Origin of the sequence: Desulfoscipio sp. XC116 (assembly GCF_039851975.1) — a bacterium.
Classification (GTDB): domain Bacteria; phylum Bacillota; class Desulfotomaculia; order Desulfotomaculales; family Desulfallaceae; genus Sporotomaculum.
The window spans coordinates 2,358,976-2,382,737 of record NZ_CP156660.1 but is presented as its reverse complement, the minus strand read 5'-3'; the positions used below and the strand labels follow the sequence as shown (position 1 = coordinate 2,382,737).

27 protein-coding genes are annotated in these 23,762 nt (G+C 47.5%); 23 read left to right on the top strand and 4 right to left on the bottom strand.

The features are described from left to right. Positions 1 to 81 precede the first annotated feature (81 nt). Positions 82 to 504 (top strand): nucleotidyltransferase domain-containing protein, encoded by a 423-nt coding sequence (locus ABDB91_RS11420; RefSeq protein ID WP_347487846.1) that lies wholly within the window; start codon positions 82 to 84, stop codon positions 502 to 504. Further along, on the top strand, positions 497 to 955 hold the full coding sequence (locus ABDB91_RS11415) for a DUF86 domain-containing protein (protein WP_347487845.1): 459 nt from the start codon (positions 497 to 499) through the stop codon (positions 953 to 955). The genes ABDB91_RS11420 and ABDB91_RS11415 overlap by 8 nt, the downstream gene beginning before the upstream one ends. 149 nt (positions 956 to 1,104) lie before the next feature. On the opposite strand, the gene cooS is transcribed toward ABDB91_RS11415, so the two are convergent. From cooS to ABDB91_RS11400, 3 genes are all read right to left on the bottom strand, one after another. Then, complete coding sequence (gene cooS / locus ABDB91_RS11410) at positions 1,105 to 3,018, bottom strand: anaerobic carbon-monoxide dehydrogenase catalytic subunit (protein WP_347487844.1); 1,914 nt, start codon at positions 3,016 to 3,018, stop codon at positions 1,105 to 1,107. Positions 3,019 to 3,208: 190 nt separating this feature from the next. Further along, on the bottom strand, positions 3,209 to 3,466 hold the full coding sequence (locus ABDB91_RS11405) for a zinc ribbon domain-containing protein (protein WP_347487843.1): 258 nt from the start codon (positions 3,464 to 3,466) through the stop codon (positions 3,209 to 3,211). 98 nt (positions 3,467 to 3,564) lie between these two features. Then, on the bottom strand, positions 3,565 to 4,980 hold the full coding sequence (locus ABDB91_RS11400) for an aspartate aminotransferase family protein (protein ID WP_347487842.1): 1,416 nt from the start codon (positions 4,978 to 4,980) through the stop codon (positions 3,565 to 3,567). Between the two features lie 300 nt (positions 4,981 to 5,280). Here ABDB91_RS11400 and ylxM point away from each other — a divergent pair, with 300 nt between their 5' ends. From ylxM to trmD, 6 genes are all read left to right on the top strand, one after another. Next, positions 5,281 to 5,628 carry a YlxM family DNA-binding protein gene (gene ylxM, locus ABDB91_RS11395; protein WP_347487841.1) on the top strand — a complete coding sequence of 116 codons (348 nt, stop codon included), beginning with the start codon at positions 5,281 to 5,283 and terminating at the stop codon, positions 5,626 to 5,628. A 5-nt stretch (positions 5,629 to 5,633) separates the two neighbouring features. Next, complete coding sequence (gene ffh / locus ABDB91_RS11390; protein WP_347487840.1) at positions 5,634 to 6,995, top strand: signal recognition particle protein; 1,362 nt, start codon at positions 5,634 to 5,636, stop codon at positions 6,993 to 6,995. Positions 6,996 to 7,036: 41 nt separating this feature from the next. Beyond that, positions 7,037 to 7,306, top strand: coding sequence for a 30S ribosomal protein S16 (gene rpsP / locus ABDB91_RS11385; protein ID WP_347487839.1), 270 nt, complete (start codon positions 7,037 to 7,039; stop codon positions 7,304 to 7,306). Between the two features lie 13 nt (positions 7,307 to 7,319). Next, positions 7,320 to 7,547, top strand: a complete 228-nt coding sequence (locus ABDB91_RS11380) for a KH domain-containing protein (protein WP_347487838.1) — start codon at positions 7,320 to 7,322, stop codon at positions 7,545 to 7,547. Between the two features lie 197 nt (positions 7,548 to 7,744). After that, positions 7,745 to 8,272 (top strand): ribosome maturation factor RimM, encoded by a 528-nt coding sequence (gene rimM, locus ABDB91_RS11375; RefSeq protein ID WP_347491586.1) that lies wholly within the window; start codon positions 7,745 to 7,747, stop codon positions 8,270 to 8,272. Continuing rightward, the gene (trmD, locus tag ABDB91_RS11370; RefSeq protein WP_347487837.1) at positions 8,269 to 9,033 is read left to right on the top strand and encodes a tRNA (guanosine(37)-N1)-methyltransferase TrmD; all 765 of its coding nucleotides are present in this window, start codon (positions 8,269 to 8,271) and stop codon (positions 9,031 to 9,033) included. Before rimM ends, trmD begins: the two co-directional genes overlap by 4 nt. Before the next feature lie 26 nt (positions 9,034 to 9,059). Here trmD and ABDB91_RS11365 read toward each other — a convergent pair whose 3' ends face one another. Further along, positions 9,060 to 9,404, bottom strand: coding sequence for a LysM peptidoglycan-binding domain-containing protein (locus tag ABDB91_RS11365; protein WP_347487836.1), 345 nt, complete (start codon positions 9,402 to 9,404; stop codon positions 9,060 to 9,062). 234 nt (positions 9,405 to 9,638) lie between these two features. On the opposite strand from ABDB91_RS11365, the gene spoIIP reads away from it, so the two are divergent. The 15 genes from spoIIP to ABDB91_RS11290 all read left to right on the top strand — a co-directional run bounded on the left by spoIIP (position 9,639) and on the right by ABDB91_RS11290 (position 23,730). Then, on the top strand, positions 9,639 to 10,730 hold the full coding sequence (spoIIP, locus tag ABDB91_RS11360) for a stage II sporulation protein P (protein WP_347487835.1): 1,092 nt from the start codon (positions 9,639 to 9,641) through the stop codon (positions 10,728 to 10,730). 137 nt (positions 10,731 to 10,867) lie between these two features. Further along, positions 10,868 to 11,212, top strand: coding sequence for a 50S ribosomal protein L19 (gene rplS / locus ABDB91_RS11355; protein WP_347487834.1), 345 nt, complete (start codon positions 10,868 to 10,870; stop codon positions 11,210 to 11,212). Positions 11,213 to 11,286: 74 nt separating this feature from the next. Further along, positions 11,287 to 11,838, top strand: a complete 552-nt coding sequence (gene lepB / locus ABDB91_RS11350; protein ID WP_347487833.1) for a signal peptidase I — start codon at positions 11,287 to 11,289, stop codon at positions 11,836 to 11,838. 178 nt (positions 11,839 to 12,016) lie between these two features. After that, a complete protein-coding gene (gene ylqF, locus ABDB91_RS11345) occupies positions 12,017 to 12,865 on the top strand; it encodes a ribosome biogenesis GTPase YlqF (RefSeq protein WP_347487832.1) in 849 nt (282 codons plus the stop codon). A 1,011-nt stretch (positions 12,866 to 13,876) separates the two neighbouring features. Continuing rightward, positions 13,877 to 14,230, top strand: a complete 354-nt coding sequence (locus ABDB91_RS11340) for an NADH-quinone oxidoreductase subunit A (protein WP_347487831.1) — start codon at positions 13,877 to 13,879, stop codon at positions 14,228 to 14,230. Further along, complete coding sequence (gene nuoB / locus ABDB91_RS11335) at positions 14,221 to 14,760, top strand: NADH-quinone oxidoreductase subunit NuoB (RefSeq protein WP_347487830.1); 540 nt, start codon at positions 14,221 to 14,223, stop codon at positions 14,758 to 14,760. Before ABDB91_RS11340 ends, nuoB begins: the two co-directional genes overlap by 10 nt. Continuing rightward, entirely contained in the window at positions 14,753 to 15,214 is a 462-nt protein-coding gene (locus ABDB91_RS11330) for an NADH-quinone oxidoreductase subunit C (protein WP_347487829.1), read from the top strand. The genes nuoB and ABDB91_RS11330 overlap by 8 nt, the downstream gene beginning before the upstream one ends. 35 nt (positions 15,215 to 15,249) lie before the next feature. Further along, positions 15,250 to 16,344, top strand: a complete 1,095-nt coding sequence (locus tag ABDB91_RS11325; protein ID WP_347487828.1) for an NADH-quinone oxidoreductase subunit D — start codon at positions 15,250 to 15,252, stop codon at positions 16,342 to 16,344. A 26-nt stretch (positions 16,345 to 16,370) separates the two neighbouring features. Beyond that, positions 16,371 to 17,423 carry an NADH-quinone oxidoreductase subunit NuoH gene (gene nuoH / locus ABDB91_RS11320; protein ID WP_347487827.1) on the top strand — a complete coding sequence of 351 codons (1,053 nt, stop codon included), beginning with the start codon at positions 16,371 to 16,373 and terminating at the stop codon, positions 17,421 to 17,423. 4 nt (positions 17,424 to 17,427) lie between these two features. After that, positions 17,428 to 17,952: an NADH-quinone oxidoreductase subunit I gene (locus ABDB91_RS11315; protein ID WP_347487826.1), complete on the top strand. Its 525-nt coding sequence runs from the start codon at positions 17,428 to 17,430 to the stop codon at positions 17,950 to 17,952. Between the two features lie 3 nt (positions 17,953 to 17,955). Further along, positions 17,956 to 18,486, top strand: a complete 531-nt coding sequence (locus tag ABDB91_RS11310) for an NADH-quinone oxidoreductase subunit J (protein ID WP_347487825.1) — start codon at positions 17,956 to 17,958, stop codon at positions 18,484 to 18,486. Next, positions 18,473 to 18,787 (top strand): NADH-quinone oxidoreductase subunit NuoK, encoded by a 315-nt coding sequence (gene nuoK, locus ABDB91_RS11305; protein WP_092470379.1) that lies wholly within the window; start codon positions 18,473 to 18,475, stop codon positions 18,785 to 18,787. The genes ABDB91_RS11310 and nuoK overlap by 14 nt, the downstream gene beginning before the upstream one ends. A gap of 33 nt (positions 18,788 to 18,820) precedes the next feature. Continuing rightward, on the top strand, positions 18,821 to 20,755 hold the full coding sequence (nuoL, locus tag ABDB91_RS11300) for an NADH-quinone oxidoreductase subunit L (protein ID WP_347487824.1): 1,935 nt from the start codon (positions 18,821 to 18,823) through the stop codon (positions 20,753 to 20,755). Continuing rightward, positions 20,755 to 22,275, top strand: coding sequence for an NADH-quinone oxidoreductase subunit M (locus ABDB91_RS11295; protein ID WP_347487823.1), 1,521 nt, complete (start codon positions 20,755 to 20,757; stop codon positions 22,273 to 22,275). Before nuoL ends, ABDB91_RS11295 begins: the two co-directional genes overlap by 1 nt. After that, a complete protein-coding gene (locus tag ABDB91_RS11290; protein ID WP_347487822.1) occupies positions 22,276 to 23,730 on the top strand; it encodes an NADH-quinone oxidoreductase subunit N in 1,455 nt (484 codons plus the stop codon). It abuts the gene before it with no gap. Positions 23,731 to 23,762 lie beyond the last annotated feature (32 nt).

The window sequence follows — 23,762 nt, the reverse complement described above, 5'->3', positions numbered from 1 at the left end:
AGGTTTACAATAAATAGTATATGCAAAGTGTAATATAAGGTATAATTATTACCAAATGTTTAATAAGTACAGGTGGATAACATGAGCTTAAAATTTGACATGCAAGAACTAGCTGATATTATAGGACAGTATAAGCAAATAGTCGCTGTCTATCTTTTTGGTTCATCTTTGGACGAAAAGATTCCCAAACCGGGGGATGTTGATTTGGCATTGCTATTTAACAGTCCGCCTAAAAGTAATGTAGATTTATATGTTGCTCTTTACCCGGCATTATTAAAAGTCTTTGCTCCTTTGGAAGTGGATCTTTTGTTTATGCATTCGGTGAGGTTGCCCTTGTGTTTTGAAATCATTAGTACGGGAAAAGTAATTTACTGTGCGGATGTTGACCGGCGCACCGATTTTGAGGATGGAATTACCAGGGAGTATCTTGATTTTAAATATCATTTGGAAATTGCCCGCCAGGAATATTATGAAGAGATAATGGAGGGGAATTTGTTTGTTTAATCAGCAGCTTATAGCTGAAAGACTGGAATTAATACGTTCTTCGGTTTTACGATTAAAGACATTGACAGGCATGTCTCTGGAAGATTTCCAGGGTAATGAGGATGCCCAGGATATTGCTGAAAATAGGTTGCGTAAAGCACTGGAGGCTTTATTTGATTTAGGTCGTCATATAGCGGTTAAATCCGGAGCGGGTATACCCCATGATTACCGGTCTGTTGTTGCTATGTTAAGTGAAAAGGATATATTACCGGCGGATTTTTGTCATAAGATTACAGGAATGGCTGGTTACCGAAACCGTTTGATACATGAGTATAACAAGGTTACTGTACCGGAGCTTTATGATATATTGCAGACAAAATTGAGTGATTTTGAATTATTCTGCCAGTATATAGTAAAATATTTATATAGTAAAATATTTGACAAAACAATAGAAAAGAGCCATTTTGAGTAAAAGGGAGTATTTTGCTATGTTTTGTCATGTTACGACGCTCATGCCAAGTTATACACCTAATAAAAGGGCTGTTGCACAACGAGCCAAATAGTTCGTAGTGCAACAGCTTTTTATAAAGATACTGCTTCTGTCCTGTGAGGGGGTGGGGATTAAATGCCCAGTCCGGCCCTCTTTTTCATAATATGTGCCTCAATGCCGTCGGCGGCTCCTTCCGGCGTATCCGCCAGGGCTACCTTGCCGCCGGTCAGGCTTTCCAAGTCTTCGGTTAACAGTTTCACCAATTCCGGGCCGCCTGTTATGGGTGGGGTGGGGGCCAGGTGAGTGTATAGTCCGAAGGCCAGGGCAAAAATGGCGTCAATGGTGGCCTTTTGTTCCAGGTACTGGGGTGCGGTAACCGCAACCGGCAGATCAGAGGTATCTACCCCTAGGGCATTGGCGATTTCCGTGACCAGCATGGACATGCGCCCGGTATCCGTGCAGGTGCCGAAGCTCAGCACGGGGGGGATGCCCAGTGCCCGGCATATTTCCTGCAGACCGTTGCCGGCTATGGCTACCGCGTCGCTGTTGCACAAGCCGGCCACTTCCAGGGCATGGTTGCCGCAGCCGCCGCTGATCACCAGTATATCCCGTTTGATCAGTTCTTTGGCTACGTTCACGGTCATGTAATCATGAATGCCGGTGGCCGGGGTGGTGCAGTTCACCAGTGCTGTCACACCTTTGATTTTACCGCTTTTAATCACGTCCAGCAGAGGGTCTATTTTGCCGCCTAGGGCGTTTAGTACTGCTTCGGTGGAAAAACCGGCTATAGCCTTTTGCACTTTTTTAGGTACCTTGGCTGTAATATTGCGTTCCTTACGTTTTTTAAAATTTTCAATGCCCCAGTCAATAAGCTGCCGGGCCGTGTTGGCGGCTTCGGGCGGTTTGTAGTCAAAATTCTTTTCCACTCCCGGTATGCGCACCAGGTCGTTTACCGATACCAGGGTAATTTGGTACTTTTCAGCGTAAGGCGTAATATATGGGGGAGAACAATTTTCATCCATGGCAAATACGTCCACCGTTCCGGTGGCCAGCAAAGGCTCAATAGCCATCCAGTTACCGGTTAGTCCGTTAAAAACGTCGTCCATGGCAAAGCGCTGCAGTACTTCCTGACCGCATTCAATAGACCCCGTTACCTTGATCCCCTTTGCACCGGCCTGCCGGGCCTTTTCCTGGTTGGCCGGGTCCCTGGCGGCCAAAATACAGGCGACACCAATCCAGGGTTCATGCCCGTTAAAAACTATATTGACATAATCCGGTTCCATAATCCCCAAATCCACCTGCACCTCATGGGGGGATGGTGTACCGAATAAAATATCCTGCACCATTTCCAGCCCGATTTGTGAACCATAAATAGTGGCAATCCCCAACCTCAGCGCCTTTTTGGCCATGGATACAAAGTCACCGTCCACGTTGGTCAGACAGCTGGCCGCGGAATCCTTAATCTCATGCATTACCCCGGCCGGGTAAATAGCCAGTTCCCGCCACAGTTTTTTCCTTGGTTCGGGAGCAAAAACCTCTACCATTTTCGGCGGTTCATCGTAACCACTGCTGAGCTGGTACATTAAAAAGTCCGCCAGGCGAATGGCGGTTTGCTCCAATCCGCCGCTTTTATCAATGCCCAGTTGGTCACACATCCAGTAAAGCTTGTTGGTGTCGGTAATTTGGTAGGGCGTTTTACCCTCCGCCGTGGATTTTAAAGTGCGAAAGGCGTTGTAGGCGTGATGCGTATAGGTGGAAGTGCCCATCATATTACGGAGCAACATGTCTCGCATGGCCATGGCGTTGCGGTCGATGCCACAGGTTCCGTGGGTAGCCCCTGCCTTATCGGAGATGCGGCATGGCCCGCCGGTGCAAAGCTGACAGCTTACCCCTTCTACGCAAAACCCACAGCGAATTTTGCTCTGGGGATCATAGCGGTCAAATACATTGCTGAGGCCGTCATTGTGTATGCGCTCATACATTTCCTGCACCGAGTCGTGGACGCTGATGCGTCCGTCCACCCGGTGTGCTGCTTCCCTCGGCATAAAATACCTCCATTTGCAAAGTTTTAATTTATTCTTCTAAATTAGAGGTTATCTTATGCATACTTTGCAACATAAGCCATTGGACACAAAAAAAGGCTTTGATCGGCAAAACGACCAACGCCTTTATCGCGGACACACAAATTAAGCAAAAGTTGGGCTGTATATTTAAGGGTTTATTTTATATTTATTTTTACTCTTTGGTTCCGCCCCCGCAGCATTCTCCCGGCATACAGCCGGTGTTCTCCGGTTTTTTGCCGCAGCAGGTGGCGGCCTTTGCGCTTAAATCCGCAGGTGCGCCCACAGCATTAGGCAGAAAAGGTCTGGATATTACCTTGGATAGTATTTCGCTTCCACATTCGGGACATTTGATTTGGCCGTTATCTTTGCCGGGTATTTGCAATACTTCAAACACTTTGCCGCAACCGCATTTATATTCGTATATCGGCATACCTTTTCCCCTTTCCTGATAAAATATATTCTTAATCCAAGCACTATTTATTCGCTGCAAATGAATATAATCCTTTTAGATTTTATTAATGAGGCCTACTATTTTTTCCTTATGGTTCTCAGTACCGTTTTAGCGCTGGTGGCCGCGAAACTGAAAAAGCCTTTGTTTCGTTTAAGCACATCTTCCAGGGCGTTTAGCACATAGTCAATTTCTTTTTTGCTGACAATTAGGGGTGGTTCCAGCCTGATTACGTTAGGATTATTTAATGTGTACGCAGTGACGATACGGTGTTTATTAAGCAGCTCGCCGGCCACCATGCTGCCCAGGTATTCGTTGGAAAGTTTTGAGGCTACTCCCATTGTAGCCTTGTTGGCCAGATTGCCCGGTTGAGCCAGCTCAATACCGATCAAAAGTCCTCGTCCCCGCACCTTCTGCAGTAGGGGGTATTTTTTTTGTAAATTTTCCAGTCCTGTAATGAAATAGCGTCCCTTTTCCCCGGCTGCTTCCGCAAGGTTTTCTTGGACCAGTATCTCTATAGCCGCTACACCTGCGATGGCCGCCCAGGTATTACCTCCGAAGGTTGAGGTATGCAGAGTGGCTTTTTCCACGCTGCCGTAGGCCTTATGCCAGATGTCTTCAGTAGTAATGAACGCTCCTATCGGCATAATCCCTCCGCCCAGGGATTTAGCCAGGCACATAATATCCGGCTCTACGTTTTCGTGCTGGCAGGCAAACATATTCCCGGTTCGGCCAAAACCGGTCTGAATTTCATCGGCGATGAATAAAGTCCCGGCTTCCCGGCAAGCCTGTGCGGCTTCGGGCAGGTAACCCGGGGGCGGTGTGATTACGCCGCCTTCGCCCTGGATGGGCTCTACTATGAAGGCTGCGGCCTGATGTTCCTTTAATGCACGGCGAAGCGCGTTAATGTCACCGAACGGTACTTCAACGCATTCACTCAATAGCGGCTCGAAAGGTTTGCGGTATTTATCCCGTCCCGTCACGGAGAGGGCGCCGAAGGATTTGCCGTGAAAAGAGTTTTGGCAATAAATAAACGCTTTTTTCCCTGTGGCGGCCCGAGCCAGCTTTAACGCTCCTTCTACCGCCTCTGCGCCGCTGTTGCCCAAAAATGATTTTTTTAATTTGCCCGGGGTGACTACGGCCAGGTTGTGCAACAGCGCCGCCGCTATAGTAGGTACACTGGCTTGCAGTAAATTAGGCATTTCTTTGACCTGCTCCAAAGCCGCGATAATCCGCGGGTGATTGTGCCCCAGATTAAGCGAACCATAACCGCCCAGAAAATCAAGGTAATCATTGCCGTCGCTGTCCCATAGCTGAGTTCCCTGAGCCCGGACGAACTGCCGGTCAAAGTTCAGCATACCCATCAAATTAACTAAACTGGCGTTGCCGTAATGCTTATGTAATGTTCTGACCTCGTCCCTTTGCAGAGATTGGGCTCTAGCTACAGAAATAATCAATTCGGGTGACACTATGGATACATGTTCATTGATCCCCAAGATAACACCTCCCTGGTTTGTGCAAAATTTTGTGCACAACATTAATGTACCATGCCAATTAAGGCATGTCAATTTATAGTGGCTTTGGAAATAGTGATTCCTGCGGTTTTTAGCTTACCTGGTAAAAAAAATATTTTACCGGGTTTAGCCTAGTTTGACATAGAAATGCGTTATTGCTATAGTGCCGGGGTTGTAAATAAAAGGTGGGTTTTAAGAAGGATTGCTTGACACCGGTGCATAAATTAAGTAAAATTTAGCTGTAAAGTATTTTTACTTTATACAGAAAGGTTAATTATGCCTATGGATAAGGTTATTAGGATGACTTTGCTGTACGATTTTTACGGTCCGCTGTTGACGGAAAGACAGCAGAAGTTTATCGAATTATATTATGGAAACGATTATTCCCTGGGGGAAATTGCCGAGAACTACGGCGTCAGCAGGCAGGCAGTGCACGATACCCTTAAAAGGGCGGAAAGTGTGCTGGCTAATTACGAAACTAAACTGAAATTAATTGATAAGTTTTTAATGCAGCGCAATAAACTGGCTGAAGTTGCCCGGTTGTTGGAAGAGTCGCAAGAGCCTTCGTTCCAACAATTAGCCCGGGCCAGAGAGGTATTGCAGGAACTACTGGAGATGGACAGGGGGTAAAGGATATGGTTTTTTCCGGTTTAGCTGAAAAACTCCAGGAGACCTTTAAAAAATTGCGGAGTAAGGGCCGGCTCACCGAGGAAGACGTTGACCAGGCCCTTAAGGAAGTTCGCCGGGCGCTTATTGGCGCCGATGTCAACTTTTTAGTGGTTAAGGATTTTATCGCCCGGGTCAGGGAAAGAGCCGTGGGTATAGATGTTTTACAAAGCCTCACACCCGCTCAACAGGTAATTAAAATTGTGCACGATGAGTTAGCCTCCTTGATGGGGGGCACCCGGAGCAAAATAGAGCTGGCTCCTGCACCGCCCACGGTGGTAATGATGGTGGGACTGCATGGGGCAGGTAAAACCACAACCACCGCCAAGCTGGCCAACCACATGCGTCGCCAGGGCCGTCGGCCTCTGTTGGTGGCCTGTGATATATACCGCCCGGCTGCTATCAAACAGCTGCAAGTATTGGGCGGACAATTGGATATGCCTGTATTTAATATGGGCGACGGCGTGGCTCCGCCGGATATTGCCCGGGCAGCTGTGGAAAAGGCTCGCCGGGAGGGTAATGACCTGGTCATTATTGATACTGCCGGACGCCTGCACATTGATGAAGAACTAATGACCGAGCTGCAGAATGTAACGAAGACAGTCGGACCTAATGAGATACTGTTGGTAGTTGACGCTATGACCGGGCAGGATGCCGTTAATGTGGCTAAAACCTTTAACGAGCGTTTATCTTTAACCGGGGTGGTCCTTACTAAACTGGACGGGGATACACGTGGTGGAGCTGCTCTTTCTGTTAAAGCGGTTACCGGATGTCCCATTAAGTTTGTCGGTATGGGTGAAAAACTGGACGCTTTGGAAGATTTTCATCCCGACCGGATGGCCGACCGTATTTTAGGCATGGGTGATATGCTTACTTTGATAGAAAAAGCTCAGGCCAACTTTGATCAGGAGCAGGTGGAAAAGCTTAATAAACGCATTCGGAGCATGGAGTTTACTCTGGATGATTTTGTTCAACAATTAAGCCAGGTTAAAAAAATGGGCCCCATTGACCAAATTTTAGGCATGCTTCCCGGGCTGGGGGGTATGAAAAAGCTTAAGGATTTGGAAGTGGATGAAAAGGATTTGGTTTTTGTGGAGGCAATCATTAAATCCATGACTCCCTGGGAAAGGCAGCATCCCCAGGAGATCAACGGGAGCCGGCGCAGGCGCATAGCTCAGGGCAGTGGCACCAGCGTGCAAGAAGTCAATCGCTTGCTTAAACAGTTTGAGCAGACCAGAAAGATGATGCGCCAGTTAATGGAAATGGAGAAGGGTGTGAAAAAAGGGAAAAAAGGATTGCTTGGTTTTGGTAAAAACCGAACACCATTTTAAAGGAGTAATGGATTTACACCAGCTAAAGGAGGTGAACAAAAATGTCAGTGAAGATCAGGCTAAAAAGAATGGGAGCCAAGAAAAAGCCGTTTTACCGGATAGTGGTGGCTGATTCCCGCTCTCCCCGGGACGGTCGTTTTATAGAAGAAATCGGCTATTACGACCCGCTGAAAAACCCGGCCGTGATTAATATCAACGAAACCAAAGCGGCGGAGTGGTTGCGTAAGGGAGCTCAGCTTACGGATACTACTAAGGCGCTGTTTAATAAGGTTGGTATAAACAAAAACGTTGCCGGCGGCGAAGGCCAGTGAGGAGGTTTATCCGATGAAGGAACTGGTGGAAACATTGGCCAAGGCCCTCGTCGACCATCCTGATATGGTGACCGTGAATATGATTGAAAAGGATAAATCTTGTGTGATTGAATTACGGGTTGCCCAGGATGACATGGGCAAGGTTATCGGTAAACAGGGTCGAATTGCCAGGGCCATTCGGGCCGTTGTTAAAGCGGCAGCCACTAAAGAGCGCAAAAAGGTCACCGTAGAGATTATTTAATTTTATAAGATAATAACCAAAGGGGGCATACCGCCCTCTTTCGTGTTATGTATCATGTTTAAGGGTCGATTTTGCTGTGGAAACAGGTTAGCGCTAAATTTAATTAATACATAACCGGTTCGCATTAAGGATATGGTTGCTTTATAACCATATATGACATAATGGTGATAGCTGATTTATGTTTGAGGTGATGATTTCTGTCGGATGTAAACGAGCAATATATAACTATCGGCAAAATAGTTAACACTCAGGGGCGCCGGGGTGAAGTCAGGGCTCTGCCCTTAACCGATTTCCCCGAACGGTTTGAGGCTATGAATACAGCTTATGTCGGGTTAAGAGGACAAACTAACCTGATTAATATTGAAAGAACCTATCAACATAAAAAGTTCATTATCATAAAGTTTGCCGGTATTGATGATATGAATGCCGCAGAGACCTTAAAAGGCGCCTCCCTTTTGATTCCCAGGGAAGAATTGATGCCGCTGCCTAAAGACACGTTTTATATCTTTGATATAATTGGCATGCAGGTATTTGATAGTGACGGGCGTTTGCTGGGGCAAGTTAAAGATGTTTTGCAAACCGGTGCTAATGATGTTTTTATCGTGGAAGGGGTAAAGAAACGTCCGTTACTAATACCGGCGTTGAAGAAAGTGGTTCGTAATGTCGATATGGTGGGGAAAAAAATGACTGTTTGTTTGCCGGAAGGGTTGGAAGAGTTGTCATGAAGATAGACATACTTACATTATTCCCCGAAATGTTTACCGGTCCCTTTGACAGCAGCATTATTAAGCGGGCCAGGGATAAAGGCTTATTGGAAATATGCTTTACCGATATTCGGAATTTTTCCGCCAATAAGCATAATACAGTGGACGATACCCCGTACGGCGGCGGCGCCGGTATGGTAATGCAGGCGCCGCCTATAATGCGTGCTCTGGAACATGTGCGTGAGCAAAGAGGCGATATGCTGCCGGCCAGGGTAATATTGATGTGCCCCACCGGCTTAACCTTTGATCAATACTGGGCTCGGGATTTGGCTTGCGAGGAACACCTGGTAATAATTTGCGGTCATTACGAAGGTATTGATGAAAGGGTGCGGGAACTGGCCGTAACGGACGAATTATCCATAGGTGATTATGTGCTCACCGGTGGCGAGCTGCCGGCCATGGTGGTTGTGGACGCTGTTTCCCGGATGATCCCCGGTGTACTGGGTGAAAAGGCCTCCGCTGAAGATGATTCCTTTTACCAGGGGTTGCTGGAATATCCGCAGTATACTCGCCCCCGTGCTTACGGAGAATTGTCCGTGCCGGAGATTTTGATGAGCGGACATCACGAAAAAATCAGGTGCTGGCGTCGACGCCAGGCTTTGCTCAAAACGTTGGAGCGTCGCCCCGACCTGCTCCGGGAAGACGTGCTGAGCAATGAGGATCGGGATATCTTACGTGAAATAGTGGATAATATTCAGGGAGTTATAAAAGGTAAAGCGTAGATAGCGGAAAACCGTGACCGATATATTTACCCCGGCAGGCAGATAGTTTGTCCGGGCAATAGTTTAAACGGGTCGGTGTAGGGATTTAACTCCAATAGCTTTTCCAGTGTCGTTCCGGTTGACCGGGCGATGGTGTACAGGGTATCACCCGGGGCTACCTGCCAAAATACGCCCGAGGGACAGAATCTCTCCGGGGGCAGGCAAATCTGTTGGCCGATCTGCAGCTCAGCGGGGTCAATGCCGGGGTTGAGCCGCTCTAATTCGGTAATTGCGGCGCCAACAAATGACGCTATCAAATAAAGAGTGTCCCCCGGCTTGACTATCCAAAATCTGCCGGATAAACAAGGAACTTGATTAATTGACTCGGACATGGCTTACCGCAACCGTCCGGTCGGAGCTATAGCTGTCTTTTGTGCCCGGCGGTATATTAAAATTGACATGGATGACTCTCTCCAATCAAAATTAGCTGCCTAACCCTTATATAGTTTATGATCGGATTTTGGAAAAAGTACTTACTGTTAATAAATTAAATGTTTGCCATGTCTAGTTTTAATTAGATAAGGCCATTATAAGACTACTATGTTTTATAATGGAGGGTCGCGGCTATGATAGAATTGCGTGCAGTTTTTGTGATAGTCGGTATTTGTTTAAGTTTTACATTGTGCCCCCTGCCCTCTTTGGCCGGGGACCAAGCCGACCATGTGCCGGGGGTGTGTTATAAACATATCGACCGGCATGGCAATGTGGTGACTCTTACATCACGAGAGCCCGCCAGGGGTGATGAAATAATTAACAGCAAAGGTGATCACTATAAAGTAGTCAGTGTGCATGGCAATACCGCCCGGGTTAGTTTTATAGGTAAGGAAAAAATATTGCTCTCATATATGGATTATTATGACCAAATTAAAGATGTGCCTGTGGTGTCGGAGCAAGAGTGGCGTAATCGTCCCGTCGGGATCTATCATACGCATTCCGATGAATCCTATTTGCCTACCGACGGGGCGGCCTCTATACCTTTTAAGGGAGGTATTTTTCAAGTAGGGGCTATTTTTGATAATGCACTTCAAGAACAAAAAATAAAAGTAGATTATAATAAAACACCCCACGACCCCCATGACGCCAATGCCTATTACCGGTCCCGGCGAACAGCCCTTAAGTTGTTGAAACAAAATCCGGTGGCTATTTTTGATGTGCATCGGGATGGTATAGATGACCCCGATTTCTATCGTCATACTGTGTCAAACCAGGATGTCACCCAAGTTCGCTTTGTGGTGGGCAGGCAGAATCCAAAAATGTCCGCTAATTTAGACTTTGCCAAACGCTTAATGGCTTATGTGAACAAAAAAAATCCCGAATTGGTTAAGGAGATATATTTGGCCCGGGGTAACTACAACCAGGACTTAATGGCCACAGCCCTGCTGATTGAAGCCGGTACGTACACTAATCAAAAGCCGGAGGCGGAAAACGGTGTTGCTCTATTGGCCAGTGCAGTTCCGGAAATGCTTGGCTTAACGCCGCCGCCCCAGCCAACCCAAACTGAATTATCAAAAACAGGCCGACAGGGTTGGAAGACCGCTCTTTTTATTGGCGCAGTGGTTATTGTAATCGGTTTAATATTCGTATTCATAAATAACCCGACAAGTAAAATTAAAGAATACCTATTAGATAAGGCGAGTATATTAAACAGGCATAAATAAAAAGTTAAAGGTGCGGCATTTTATGGGTTGTTGCACCATAAGACGGATTGTGGTATAATTTTTCTGGTTTATTACGGTGGTCCGCTATCCTGGAAAGATAACGGGGTATGAACATCTGAGGGGAAGGAGGTTACAGCATGGATTTAATCAAGGCCATTGAGCAGGGACAGTTTAAAGAAAATATTCCTGATTTTCACCCTGGCGATACAGTTAAGGTACACGTTAAGGTGGTAGAAGGCAGCCGGGAACGGATTCAGGTTTTTGAGGGTGTAGTAATTAGACGTCGCGGTGGTGGACTCGGAGAAACGTTCACAGTGCGCCGTGTGTCTTACGGAGTCGGCGTGGAAAGAACTTTTCCCATACATTCACCGCGTATTGATAAAATAGAAATCACCAAGCGAGGACGTGTCCGCAGAGCCAGACTTTACTACCTGCGCAAGTTGCGCGGCAAAGCTGCTCGTATTAAGGAAATTCGCCGCTAAGGCCACAGGGACTGCTGATAAGACAGTCCCTTTTTAAATGAAAATTAACTGATGATTAAATTGAGGGGATAAAGATGGATAATTCGGGTCAGGATCAACCGGTCAAAAAAAAAATAAAGAGTAAGTCGGCAATAGTGGAAATCTTTGAATCAGTGGCTATAGCGGTATTGTTGGCTGTTATTATCAGGATGTTTGTGTTTCAGCCTTTTTACATTCCATCCGAATCTATGGTTCCCAGCCTGCAAGTGGGGGATAGAATTATTGTCAGCAAATTCAACTATCATTTTGGTGAACCAAAACGGGGCGATATTATGGTATTTAAGTTTCCCCTCGACCCGAACAGGGATTTTGTGAAGCGCACTATCGGCGTCGGTGGTGAAAGCTTGGCCATGCGCGATAGTCATTTATATATCAATGGTCGGCAGGTGCGGGAGGACTATTTGCCGGAAGGGCTTTTGTTTCCTGATTTCGGACCGGAGGAGGTGCCGGACGGCAGCTATTTTATGATGGGGGATAATCGCAATAACAGCGACGATAGCAGGGTTTGGGGTGCATTGCCGGAAGAGAACATTATTGGCAAAGCGGTATTAATTTACTGGCCCCTGGACCGCATCAGGCTTTTATGACAAACAGTTCCATTTTCATCATGCGTTTATATCCGGCAAATCGCAATTAGCAGCTCTTTAGATTAATAACTTAATCTTTTACCGGAGACTCTGTCGCCTCGCTGCACCCGTGACCTTGCAACCGTGCATAAGTGTGGCTGGAAGGAATAAGCTAGGTAATAAAAGGATTAGTGAAGAAATGGATATTCAGTGGTACCCCGGTCATATGGCCAAGGCTCGCAGACAGGTTCAGCAGAACCTGCAAATGGTGGATGTGGTCATTGAATTGCTGGATGCCCGCATACCGGCCAGCAGCAGAAATCCCGATATAAATGACATTTTAAAAAATAAGCCCAGGCTGATGGTATTGAATAAGTCAGATCTTGCTGATTTGGATGCCACGGCAGCTTGGCTGGATTATTTCACTAATGATGGATCCTTAGCGGTGGCTGTGGATGCTCATCACGGTGCGGGTATTAAAAAAATGGTTGCTTTAACCGAACAACTGGCCCGCCCGGCCGTGAAAAAATATATGTCCAGGGGACGGCTTGCCCGGTTAGCCCGCTGCATGGTTGTGGGCGTGCCCAATGTAGGTAAGTCCATGCTGATTAATAGGCTGGCCGGTAAGAAAGCGGCCCGTACAGGCAATCGCCCCGGTGTGACAAGGGGTGAACAGTGGATTAAGCTGGGAGGAAAGTTGGAACTCCTGGATACGCCCGGCATTCTTTGGCCGAAATTTGAGGACTCCGAAACGGCCTACAAATTGGCGGTTACCGGGGCCATTAAAGAACAGATATACAATCCTGAGGAAATTTGCATTAAATTGGTGCAATGGTTGCTGAGCAACGCGCCCGGTGCCCTGGCCAAACGTTATAAATTAAACGATTTGTCGGAGAATGTCTGGGAGGTTATTGAAAGAATCGGTGTCTACAGGGGATTTTACCTATCTGGCGGTAGAATAGACGGGTATAAAACAGCTGTATTTATTATTAAGGAGTTTCGTGAAGGTAAATTAGGGAAGTATAGCCTTGAATTACCTGTGCGCTAATTGAAAAACCATAAAAATAATAAAAATATTTTATTAAGGCAGGGATTTTAAGCTCAATCTCGAAAAAAAATATAAGCTTAGCTTTTCTGTCGGAGTGGTAGCATGAATATGATTTCTTTAACCGTGCCCTAAATTAAAGAATCGGCTGCCCGAAACTGTGGTTTTGCCGGTGAATTGCTGCAGGTTGTGGCACTGGATAAGTGGATAAGCGTTTCGCTGTGCAAACGCTGTACAGGCATTATGTAAGCGTTCGGCAAAAATGAAAATATACTGCAGTACTGTCCGAGTTATTTGCTTTGGGGAATTTAGATGCATTCGTCTAATAAGTTAATCCCCTGCCAAGTGTGCCATGTTTCCATGTTTGATGCCGGCATTAGAACTGCACTTGCTTGGGTGGCAGGTACGGTTGCTGTGAGCGAAATAGAGTTATACAATATACATCATTCTACCATCTTGTATTATGTTGCGAGCTGTAAAAGGTTTAAACATACAACCTGATCTTGTTCTGGTGGACTGGTGTTTTACTCTGCCTGATACCAACCGGGATTAAAATAAGATAGTAGGTGGGAACAGACTTTACCCCTTGATTGCTGCAGCATCAATGGTGGCTAAAATAACCAAGATAACCAAGGATAAATTGATGCATATTTGCCATTTATATTTGCCATTTATTATACCCCGAATATGGCTTTGATCTGCACAAGGGTCGGTCCATGCCCCGGTGCGCAAGCGTGATTTTGTTCTCGTTAAACAATTAATTAAAGATAGTTAAAAATTTAACAATGAATATGACCTTTAAAAAATATTAACCAATACATCGCAACATTTCCGTCAGATGTACGACATATTATGAAAAAATATCAGAAATCTTCTGATTAATTTCTTGCCTGATTAACTTTTTTATTAATGCGCAGATAGTTATGAAATTTGTAGTTATTTTTTCGTTTGCGCACCAGTTCTATAGCCAACCTTTTTTTGGGGTTGAAATTTATCAAGAAAGGGGGGAGAAAAATGTCTGACTGGGGTGCTGTATTTATCTTTTTGGTTGTTGGCGTAGCATTTGGAGTAGGGGGTATTATTACCAGTTTTTTGATTCACCCGCGCCGTAGTTCCGTCCAGAAGTGTATGCCGTATGAGTGCGGTATGGACACCATTGGCCCAACCTGGATCCAATTTAAAACCAGTTATTTCTTGTATGCCTTGTTATTTGTAATATTTGACGTTGAAACAATTTACCTTTTTCCTTGGGCCGTAAGCTTCAATAAAATGCAATTTTTTACGTTCCTTGAAATGTGTATCTTTATCTTTATATTAATTGTGGGCTTGTGGTATGCCTGGAAGGAAGGAGCATTAGAATGGAAGTAACAAAAGATACCCACCCGGTGGAGGAAATGACCAACAATCCGGTGGTTATTGATCAGGTCAAGCGTCTTGTTTATATTGCTCCGCTGGAAAAACTTCTGAATATTGGCCGCGCCCATTCCCTCTGGCCTTTGGGTTTCGGCTTGGCCTGCTGTGCCTTTGAGAGCCTGATGGGGGCCAACATGCCCCGTTTTGACCAGTCCCGTTTTGGTTACGAAGCCATATGGGGAAGCGCGCGCCATGCAGATGTTATGGTGGTGTGCGGTACCGTAACCCGCAAGGCCGCGCCATTCGTGATCAGGCTTTACGAGCAGATGGCGGAGCCTAAGTGGGTTATGGCTGTGGGCAGTTGTGCTATTTCCGGAGGGCCCTTTGTGGATTCATACCATGTGGTACCCGGCGTGGATAAGCTGATCCCGGTGGACGTATATGTTCCCGGTTGCCCGCCCAGACCCGAGGCTGTGCTTGAAGCCTGGTTAATGATTAAACAGAAAATCCTGACTCCGAAGGTGGTGAGCCAGGTCCGTGGCTGATTATAAACTACCCGCCGAACAGTTGAAGGCATTAAAAAGCAAGTTTCCCGGCTTGGAGGTCCTGGAAAGCCAGGATGTCATCGTTCCTTTGGCTGATTTGACCCCGTTCATGACAGAAATTAAAGAAAATCCCGACTATGCTATGGACTTTCTGACCAACCTGACTGGTGTGGATTACCAGGATCGTTATGAGATGGTCTATAATTTGGCTTCCCTAACTCAAGGGTATACCCTGATGGTTAAAGTTATAATTGAGGATAAGAAAAAACCGGAGGTGTCATCCCTTTGTCCTCTTTGGATGGGGGCCAACTGGCAGGAACGCGAGGTTTACGACCTGATGGGTATTGTCTTTACAGGCTATCCCGGTCACCCCACCCGCATTTTGCTGGATGAATATTTTGAAGGGCACCCGCTGCGTAAGGATTTTCAGTGGGAAGGCGGCAGGGAAACGTAAAATTGCGACTTATGGGATTAGAGGTGTTGTGGTAAATGAAAACTCAAACTTATACCCTGAACCTCGGCCCCCAGCACCCCAGTACTCACGGCGTGTTTCGCATCATTTTAGAGCTGGATGGGGAGACAGTGGTCAAGGCTACCGCCGTGCCAGGCTATCTGCATCGGGGCGTTGAGAAGCTGGCCGAAGCCAGGACTTATACGCAGGTCATTCCTTATACAGACAGGATGGACTATGTGGCCAGCATGCTGATGAACTGGGGCTATGTGCAGGCGGTTGAAAAGTTGATGGGCATAGAGGTTCCGGAAAGAGCTGAGTATATCAGGGTCATTGTGGGAGAACTCTCCAGGATTGCCAGCCATATGATTGCCGTCGGTGCCATGGGCGCCGACATTGGAGCGTTAACGGCATTCACGTATACCTTCCGGGACAGAGAATATATTTTGGATTTATTGGAAATGGTATCCGGATCACGTTTGACCTTCAGCTATTTCCGTATTGGCGGTGTGGCAGCCGATTTTCCGGAGGAATTCTATTCGGCCGCTAAAAAATTCCTGGACGAATTGCCGGGCATGTGTGACGAGTACGACGGGCTGATTACGGGAAACGAGATATTTCAAACCCGGACCAAGCATGTAGGGATTATCACTCCCGAGACAGGTATCAACTACAGCCTGAGCGGGCCTACTTTAAGGGGTAGCGGTGTCAATTACGATCTGCGCAAAGTACGGCCTTACAGCGTTTATGACCGTTTTGACTTTGATATTCCTCTGGGCAAAGACGGTGACTGTTTCGACCGTTTCTGGATCAGGATTGAAGAAATGCGCCAGAGCAAGAGGATTATCGAACAGGCGCTGGAACAAATCCCCGAAGGGCTAATTCGGGCCAAGGTTCCCAAGGTAATCAAGCCACCTGTGGGTGATGCCTATGCCGAAATCGAGAGTTCCAAGGGTATATACGGGGCTTACGTGGTCAGTGACGGTAGTCCCAAGCCCTACCGGGTTCATTTCCGCCGCCCGTCCTTCATCAACCTGGGATATCTGGAAAAGCTGTGTGAGGGGTGGTTGCTCGCCGACGTGATTGCCATTTTTGCCAGTATTGATGTCGTAGTGGGTGAAGTGGACTGTTAGCGAAAACAAAGTAGGGGAGAAGAGGTATGGGTGAAAATATTTTTACAAATATAGCCGGCTGGTTGCGATCGGTCCTTGACGCTGCCGGGGCACCCTTGTTATTGAATGATATCACCTTAATGATAGTAAAACTTGTAGCCATTCTGTTGTTTATTTTGTTAAACAGTTTGTGGCTGGTTTACATGGAGCGCCGGGTAGCCGGGATAATACAGTCCCGTCTCGGACCGAACCGCGTAGGCCCCCAGGGACTTTTACAGCCTTTTGCGGACATGCTAAAGGCTTTGAGCAAAGAAATTTTTTTACCCAAGGATATTGATCGTGTGGTGTACCTGCTGATGCCGATGCTTATATTTGTTCCGCCATTTTTGATTTACGCGGTGCTTCCCTTCGGCAGGGATATGGTGGCCATCAATATGAATATCGGCGTTTTTTACCTGTTGGCCGTGGCCTCTCTGACCACAATCATTTTGTGGGGCGCGGGCTGGTCGTCCGACAACAAGTATTCTCTAATCGGAGGCATGCGCGCTGTGGCTCAAATGGTTAGTTATGAATTGCCATTAGCGCTGTCCTTGCTGGGCGTGATTATGATTACAGGTACTCTGAATATGAATGAAATTGTCAATGCGCAAAAGAATGTTTGGTTTATGTTCACACAGCCCATCGCTTTTCTTGTGTTCTTTATCGCCGGTATAGCCGAGACCAACCGGACGCCCTTCTGTCTGGTGGAAGGTGAGTCTGAGATTATAGCTGGCCCGTTCACTGAATATAGTGGTTTGGCTTGGAATTTATTTTCTCTGTCCGAGTATGTTAGCTTGATGGTAATATCGGCAATGTGCACGGTGATGTTCCTGGGCGGCTGGTTGGCCCCCTTTGGGCTGGATTTCATACCGTCCTGGCTGTGGTTTTTCCTAAAGATGTATGTGATGATATTTATATTCATGTGGGTTCGCTGGACCTACCCGCGGATCCGGATTGACCATTTGTTAGGCTTCGGCTGGAAGGTACTTGTGCCTCTCACCCTAGCCAACATTTTTGTGACCGGTGCAGGCATGTATATCTACCGGGCGATAGGGTGGTGATTAAATGTTCGGACAAGGATTGTTGAAAGGCCTGCAGATAACCTGGAGGAGAATGCTGGGCAAGAAATATACGGTGCAATACCCGGATGAAAAACTGGAAATGTTTCCGCGCTACCACGGCCGGTTTCAACTGGATGTTGACAAGTGCATAGCCTGTGGACTGTGTGCCAACGCCTGTCCCAACAAGGTGATCCAAATTGAGAAGGAAAAGGTCAATAATAAACAATACCTGACGAAATATGTTATGCGTATAGAATACTGTCTTTTTTGCGGGATGTGCGTGGAGTCGTGCAACAAAAACGCCCTTAAGTTCAGTAATATTATTGATATGAACCAGTACCGGCGTGACTGGGTCCGCCTTACTCTGGTGGACCGTCCGGCTCCGGAATCTAGCGAAGAACTCAGCGGGGAGACTCCTGCAGCGGTTGGTAAGGCTTCCGGAGCAAAAGCCAAGGCGAAAGCTGAAGCCGTTGCCAATGCCGATTCCGAGGCTGCTGCCGCTAAAGCTTCCGCTAAGGAGGGTCAGTAACAAATGGAGACCAGTTTTTTCTCTGTAATAGCATTTTACGGTCTGGCGGTTACCATCCTGGGTGCGGCCACTATGGTGGTGTTCATGCGCAACATCGTGCATTCCGTTTTATTCCTGGCTGTAACTTTTATTGCCATGGGCGGACTGTTTTTATTGCTTGATGCCGACTTTATCGCGGCAGTACAGGTAATGGTATATGCCGGAGCGGTGTGTATCATGGTGGTTTTTGCTATCATGTTGATTCAGCGAACTGACATGAAAGCTACAAACTTGTTCAATAAACAAATATTCGCCGGGGCCGGTCTGGTGGCTTTGGTTGTGGCCATGTGTGCTGTATTTGCCGGCCGCACTGCCTGGACCGATTTGGTTGCGGCGGGAGAAGTTCCGGCTAACACTGTTCAGGCAATCGGGGAACTTCTGCTGAGCAAATACGTGATTCCTTTTGAAGTAGCCGCGCTGCTGTTGCTGGTAGCTTTAATTGGTGCCATTGTTATTGCCAGGGATGAGGAGGTGAAGGCCAATGTTGGCGATTAGTCTGACGCATTATGTGGTGCTTTCAGCTCTTCTCTTTAGTATCGGCCTATTCGGAGTACTGACCAAAAGAAACGCCGTGGCCGTTCTGATCTGTATTGAACTGATGCTCAATGCAGTAAATATCAACCTGGTGGCCTTCAGTAAATATATTACACCGGCCGACTTCGTCGGGCAGATATTCTCTATTTTTGTCATTACCGTGGCCGCCGCCGAAGTGGGGATAGGATTGGCCATTATCATAGCCATCTACCGCAATAGGCTGTCTGTAAATCTTGACGATTTCGACTGGCTGAAATGGTAGGATTTCAATAGTGAAGGTAGGTGCTTTTAAATAATGCTTGTTGAATATGCAATGCAGCATGCATGGTTGGTGCCGCTCCTTCCCGCCCTTGCCTTTGTGGCAATAGTATTCCTCATCCGGCCATGGCAAAAGCTAAGTGCCATCGTGGCGGTGGGATCAATGGCCTCTGCCTGTGTCATTGCCATTCTGGCGGCGTACGGGATTTTTACCAATCATGAGTATGCGGAAAAACCGCTGGTTTACGCTGCGCACTGGTTTTCCCTGGGACTGTCTGATATGCCTGCATTACAAATAGACGTGGGGGTACAGCTGGACCCTGTATCGGCCATGATGATGGTCATGGTTTCGTTTATATCTACATTTATATTTTTATACTCTACCGGCTATATGAAAGGGGAAGATGGTTACTCAGTATTCTTTTCGTACCTGTCACTGTTCGGCGCTTCCATGCTTTTATTGGTCATTTCCAGTAATCTGCTGCAAATGTTTATTGCCTGGGAGTTGGTGGGGCTTTGTTCCTATCTGTTGATCGGGTGGTATACGCATAAGATATCAGCCCGAGAGGCGGCCAAAAAAGCCTTTGTCACCTGCCGGATAGCTGATTTTGGTCTGTTGTTGGGCCTGCTGGCATTGCAAATAGTGTTTGGCACGCTGAACTTGACTGAACTGGGCGACAGAATTGCTCACTTTGAGGAGTACACAACCTTTGGTATGCTAACGCTGATGGCCGTGCTGGTGTTTATGGGACCGATCGCCAAATCCGGTCAGTTTCCGTTGCACGTGTGGCTGCCGGATGCCATGGAAGGCCCCACTCCGGTCAGTGCACTGATCCACGCTGCCACCATGGTCGTGGCCGGTGTATATTTGGTTGGGCGCACCATGTTCCTGTTTCATGAGGTGGAGTCGGCCATGCAGTTGGTGGCGGTCACCGGTGCCTTTACCGCGCTGTTTGCCGCGACCATTGCTATAACGCAGCGAGAGATTAAGAAGATACTCGCGTATTCCACCGTCAGCCAGCTGGGCTATATGATGCTGGCTCTGGGGGTGGGCAGTCTGACCGCCGGTATGTTTCACATGTGGACGCATGCTTTCTTCAAGGCTTTAATGTTCCTCGGCGCCGGTAGTGTGCTGGTTGCCCTGCACCACAAGGCCGATGTGTGGGATATGGGCGGACTGGTTAAGAAAATGCCCATCACTGCCTGGACGTTTGTAATTGGCGGTCTGGCTATCGCCGGAATACCACCCTTTTCGGGTTTTTGGAGTAAGGATGAAATTTTAGTCGCTACATTGGCTGAGGGGCACTATGTGCTGTTTGCCATGGCGGCGTTTACCGCGTTTTTAACTGCATTTTATATGTGGCGGATGATTTTTCTGGCTTTCTTTGGCAAGGAGAACCCCGCAAATCATCCCAAAGAGTCCCCGTGGAATATGACCGTACCTCTCATAGTCCTCGCTATTGGCGCTATAGGCGGCGGTTGGCTGGGTACTCCCTGGAACAACGTGTGGGCCGAGTGGATTTACTTTGGACATCCGCATCATGCCTCGGCTAATTATGGCGCCATGCTTTTATCGATAGTACTGGCTTGCAGCGGTATCTATCTGGCCTATACATTGTATTTGAGAGACGTTGAAAAGAAACGGGCCAAGGCTATGGCTAAATGGTTCGGTCCTATTTACCGGATGCTTTGGAATAAATACTATATTGACGAGCTGTACCTCTGGTTTAACCACGCGCTGGTGGATGGTACCGCCAGGCTGTTTTACCTGTTCGATATTTATGTGGTGGACAATATTGTTAACGGCATTGGTGCCTTTGGCAAGCTGTCCGGAGATGGTTTGCGCGTATTCCAGTCCGGTCGGATGCAGAACTATGCGTTAATTTTCTTCCTTGGCGTATTGGCTGTGGCTGCATTAATGGCCTTTACCGGTCCGTCCGCCGCCAGCCTGGTACTGGGAGGTGTGAAATAATGGATTTTCCGATCCTGTTAGCCACTTTGCTGGCACCGCTGGCAGCCTCTTTAATCCTGGTGTTTATTCCAAAGGAAGAAAACCTGCTGATTAAATGTATATCCGCTATGGGTACATTTGTATCTCTGGCCCTGAGCTTGTATGCTTACTTTACTTATAATCAGGATATTGGCGGGCTGCAGTTTGTTTTCGGGCACGACATTCCGTGGATTAAAGATTTGGGCGTTACCTTTTACCTGGCCGTGGACGGTATCAGCTTGCCCATGCTGTTGCTGACCAACTTGATTGGTTTCTCAGCGATATTTGCATCCTGGAATATCAATAACCGGCCCAGAGAGTTTTTTATACTGCTGTTGTTGTTGATTACCGGTGTTATGGGCACGTTTATCGCTCACGATCTGTTTATATTCCTGCTGTTCTATGAAGTGGTGGTTATCCCCATTTACATCATGGTGGTTATTTGGGGCAGCTCCAAGCGGGTCACCAAGGAATATGCCGGTATGAAGCTGACTATCTACCTGCTTATCGGTAGCGGATTCCTGCTGGTTGGTGTGATTGCTCTATTTGTTAAAACCACGGCTTTGGCCGGGGTACCGGATATGAGCTTTACAGGTATGGCCATCGTGGCTCAGCAGCTATCCCGATTTGACCAAATCTGGCTGTTTGCGCTGATGCTGTTTGGCTTCGGCTCACTGATTTCCATGTGGCCGTTCCACTCCTGGTCGCCGGACGGTTATGCCGGAGCTCCTACCGCGGTGAGTATGATTCATGCGGGCGTACTGAAAAAAATCGGCGGTTACGGCCTGGTAAAAATAGCCGTGTATATGCTGCCGATGGGAGCTTCCTTCTGGGCCCCTTACATGGCTGTGCTGGGTGTAATTGGTGTTGCTTATGCGGCCATGGGTGCTTTGGCCCAAAAGGACCTGAAATATGTCGTTGGTTATTCCAGCGTCAGTCATATGGGCTACGTGATTTTAGCCGTGGCTTGTTTGGATGTCATTGGTTTAAACGGCGCGGTAGCCAACATGTTTGCCCACGGGGTAATGGCGGCATTGTTCTTCTCCATGATCGGCTTTATTTACGAAAAAACTCATACTCGCTGGATTCCGGATATGGGTGGCCTGGCTCGTCAGACACCGCGACTGGCCGTGGGATTTATGTTAGCGGCACTTGCTTCTCTTGGCTTGCCCGGGCTGATTAGTTTCGTCCCCGAGTTTATCATCTTTATTGACAGCTTCAATACCTACGGTGGTCTGGCGGTTATCGGTATTGCGGGTATTATTATTACGGCTTTGTATGTGCTGCGTGCCGGTGCCAACACTCTTTTTGGCCCGCCGCGTGCGGAATATGATCACCTGGAAGATATCAGGGGGCCGGAAATGGTGCCTTTGGTCGTACTGGGTACCGTACTGGTAGTCGGAGGTTTCCTCCCCTCCCTGTTGTTGGACATGATTAACAGCGGCGTCGTGCCCCTGCATGCTGCGATAAGCGACGCGCTCCAGTTAGGGGGGAAGTTTTAAATGCCAGTTGATATGTTTGCTTTAAATTTACCGTTTAACCCTTCTGCATTGACGCTGGAAATGCTGACCGCCATACTGGGGCTGGGAGTGCTTATACTGGGTATTATCGTGCCCAAAGGCTCCAAGCATGGTTTGGGTTGGGTCAGTTTGCTGGGCATACTGGGCATTATGGCTGTAGCCGTGTCTTTATGGGGCGAAAGCCGGGAACTGTTAAATGGTATGTACTTGTTGGATAATTACGCGCTGTTCTGGAAGATTACCTTCCTTACGGCGGCAGCACTGGTAATACTGGGCTGCATGCGCTTTGTGGATAAAATGGGCGACCAGGCCGAATACTACAGCATCACCATATTCGCTACGTTGGGTATGATGATCATGGCCTCGGCGGGGGACTTTATTACACTGTATCTGGGTCTGGAATTGATGACCATCTCATTTATAATTTTGGTTTGTTTTCGCAAGCTGGACGCCAAATCTGTAGAGGCGGGCATTAAGTACTTACTACTGGCCGGCATGAGCTCTGCGGTATTGCTATATGGCTTAAGCCTGCTTTATGGCTTGACCGGCAGCATTACTATGCTTGAGGTCAGCAAAATCACCGCCATGCAGCCTTTGTCACCTGCTTTGATGCTGGCACTGGTGATGGTGATTGCCGGTTTGGGATTCAAAATATCCGCCGTACCGTTCCATATGTGGTCGCCTGACGTATACGAAGGCGCTCCCACTCCGGTAACAGCGTATCTGGCGGTGGGCTCCAAAGCCGCGTCGCTGGCCATTATTTTGCGGTTGTTTATTGCCGGGCTGCCGGGTGTATGGGAGAACTGGGCCATGGTAATGGCTATTTTGGCCGCAGTGACCATTATTGTCGGCAATCTGGTGGCTATTCCCCAAACCAATATTAAAAGAATGCTGGCTTATTCCAGCATTGCTCAGGCGGGCTATATACTGGTGGGGTTGGTTACCGCCACGGAAGCCGGTATTAAGGGTGTTATGTTCTACGCCTTCTTGTATGTGTTTGCCACGATGGGCGCTTTTATCGTAGTAGCTTATTTTTACAACAATACCGGCAGTGATGAATTAAAAGACTATGCCGGTTTGTCTCAGCGTTCACCGCTGCTGGCGGCGGTGATGCTGATTGCATTGTTAAGTATGGCGGGTATTCCTCCGCTGGCCGGCTTTGTGGGCAAATTCTATTTGTTTAAAACCATTGTGGACGGCTACCTGTGGCTGGTGTTTATTGGTTTGATTATGAGCATGGTATCGGTGTATTATTACCTGCGGGTCGCACTGGTCATGTACCGTGATGAGCCCATTGACGCTACACCGATTAAGGTATCAAGTCCCGTGGCGGTAACGCTGATTGTTACCATGATTGCCACGCTGGTCATCGGTGTTTACCCGGGACCACTTTCCGAAGTGGTTAACAACGCCGCCCATACATTCTTTTTACACTAAGCCAAGCGATATTTAAAAGGCCTCTCACCTAT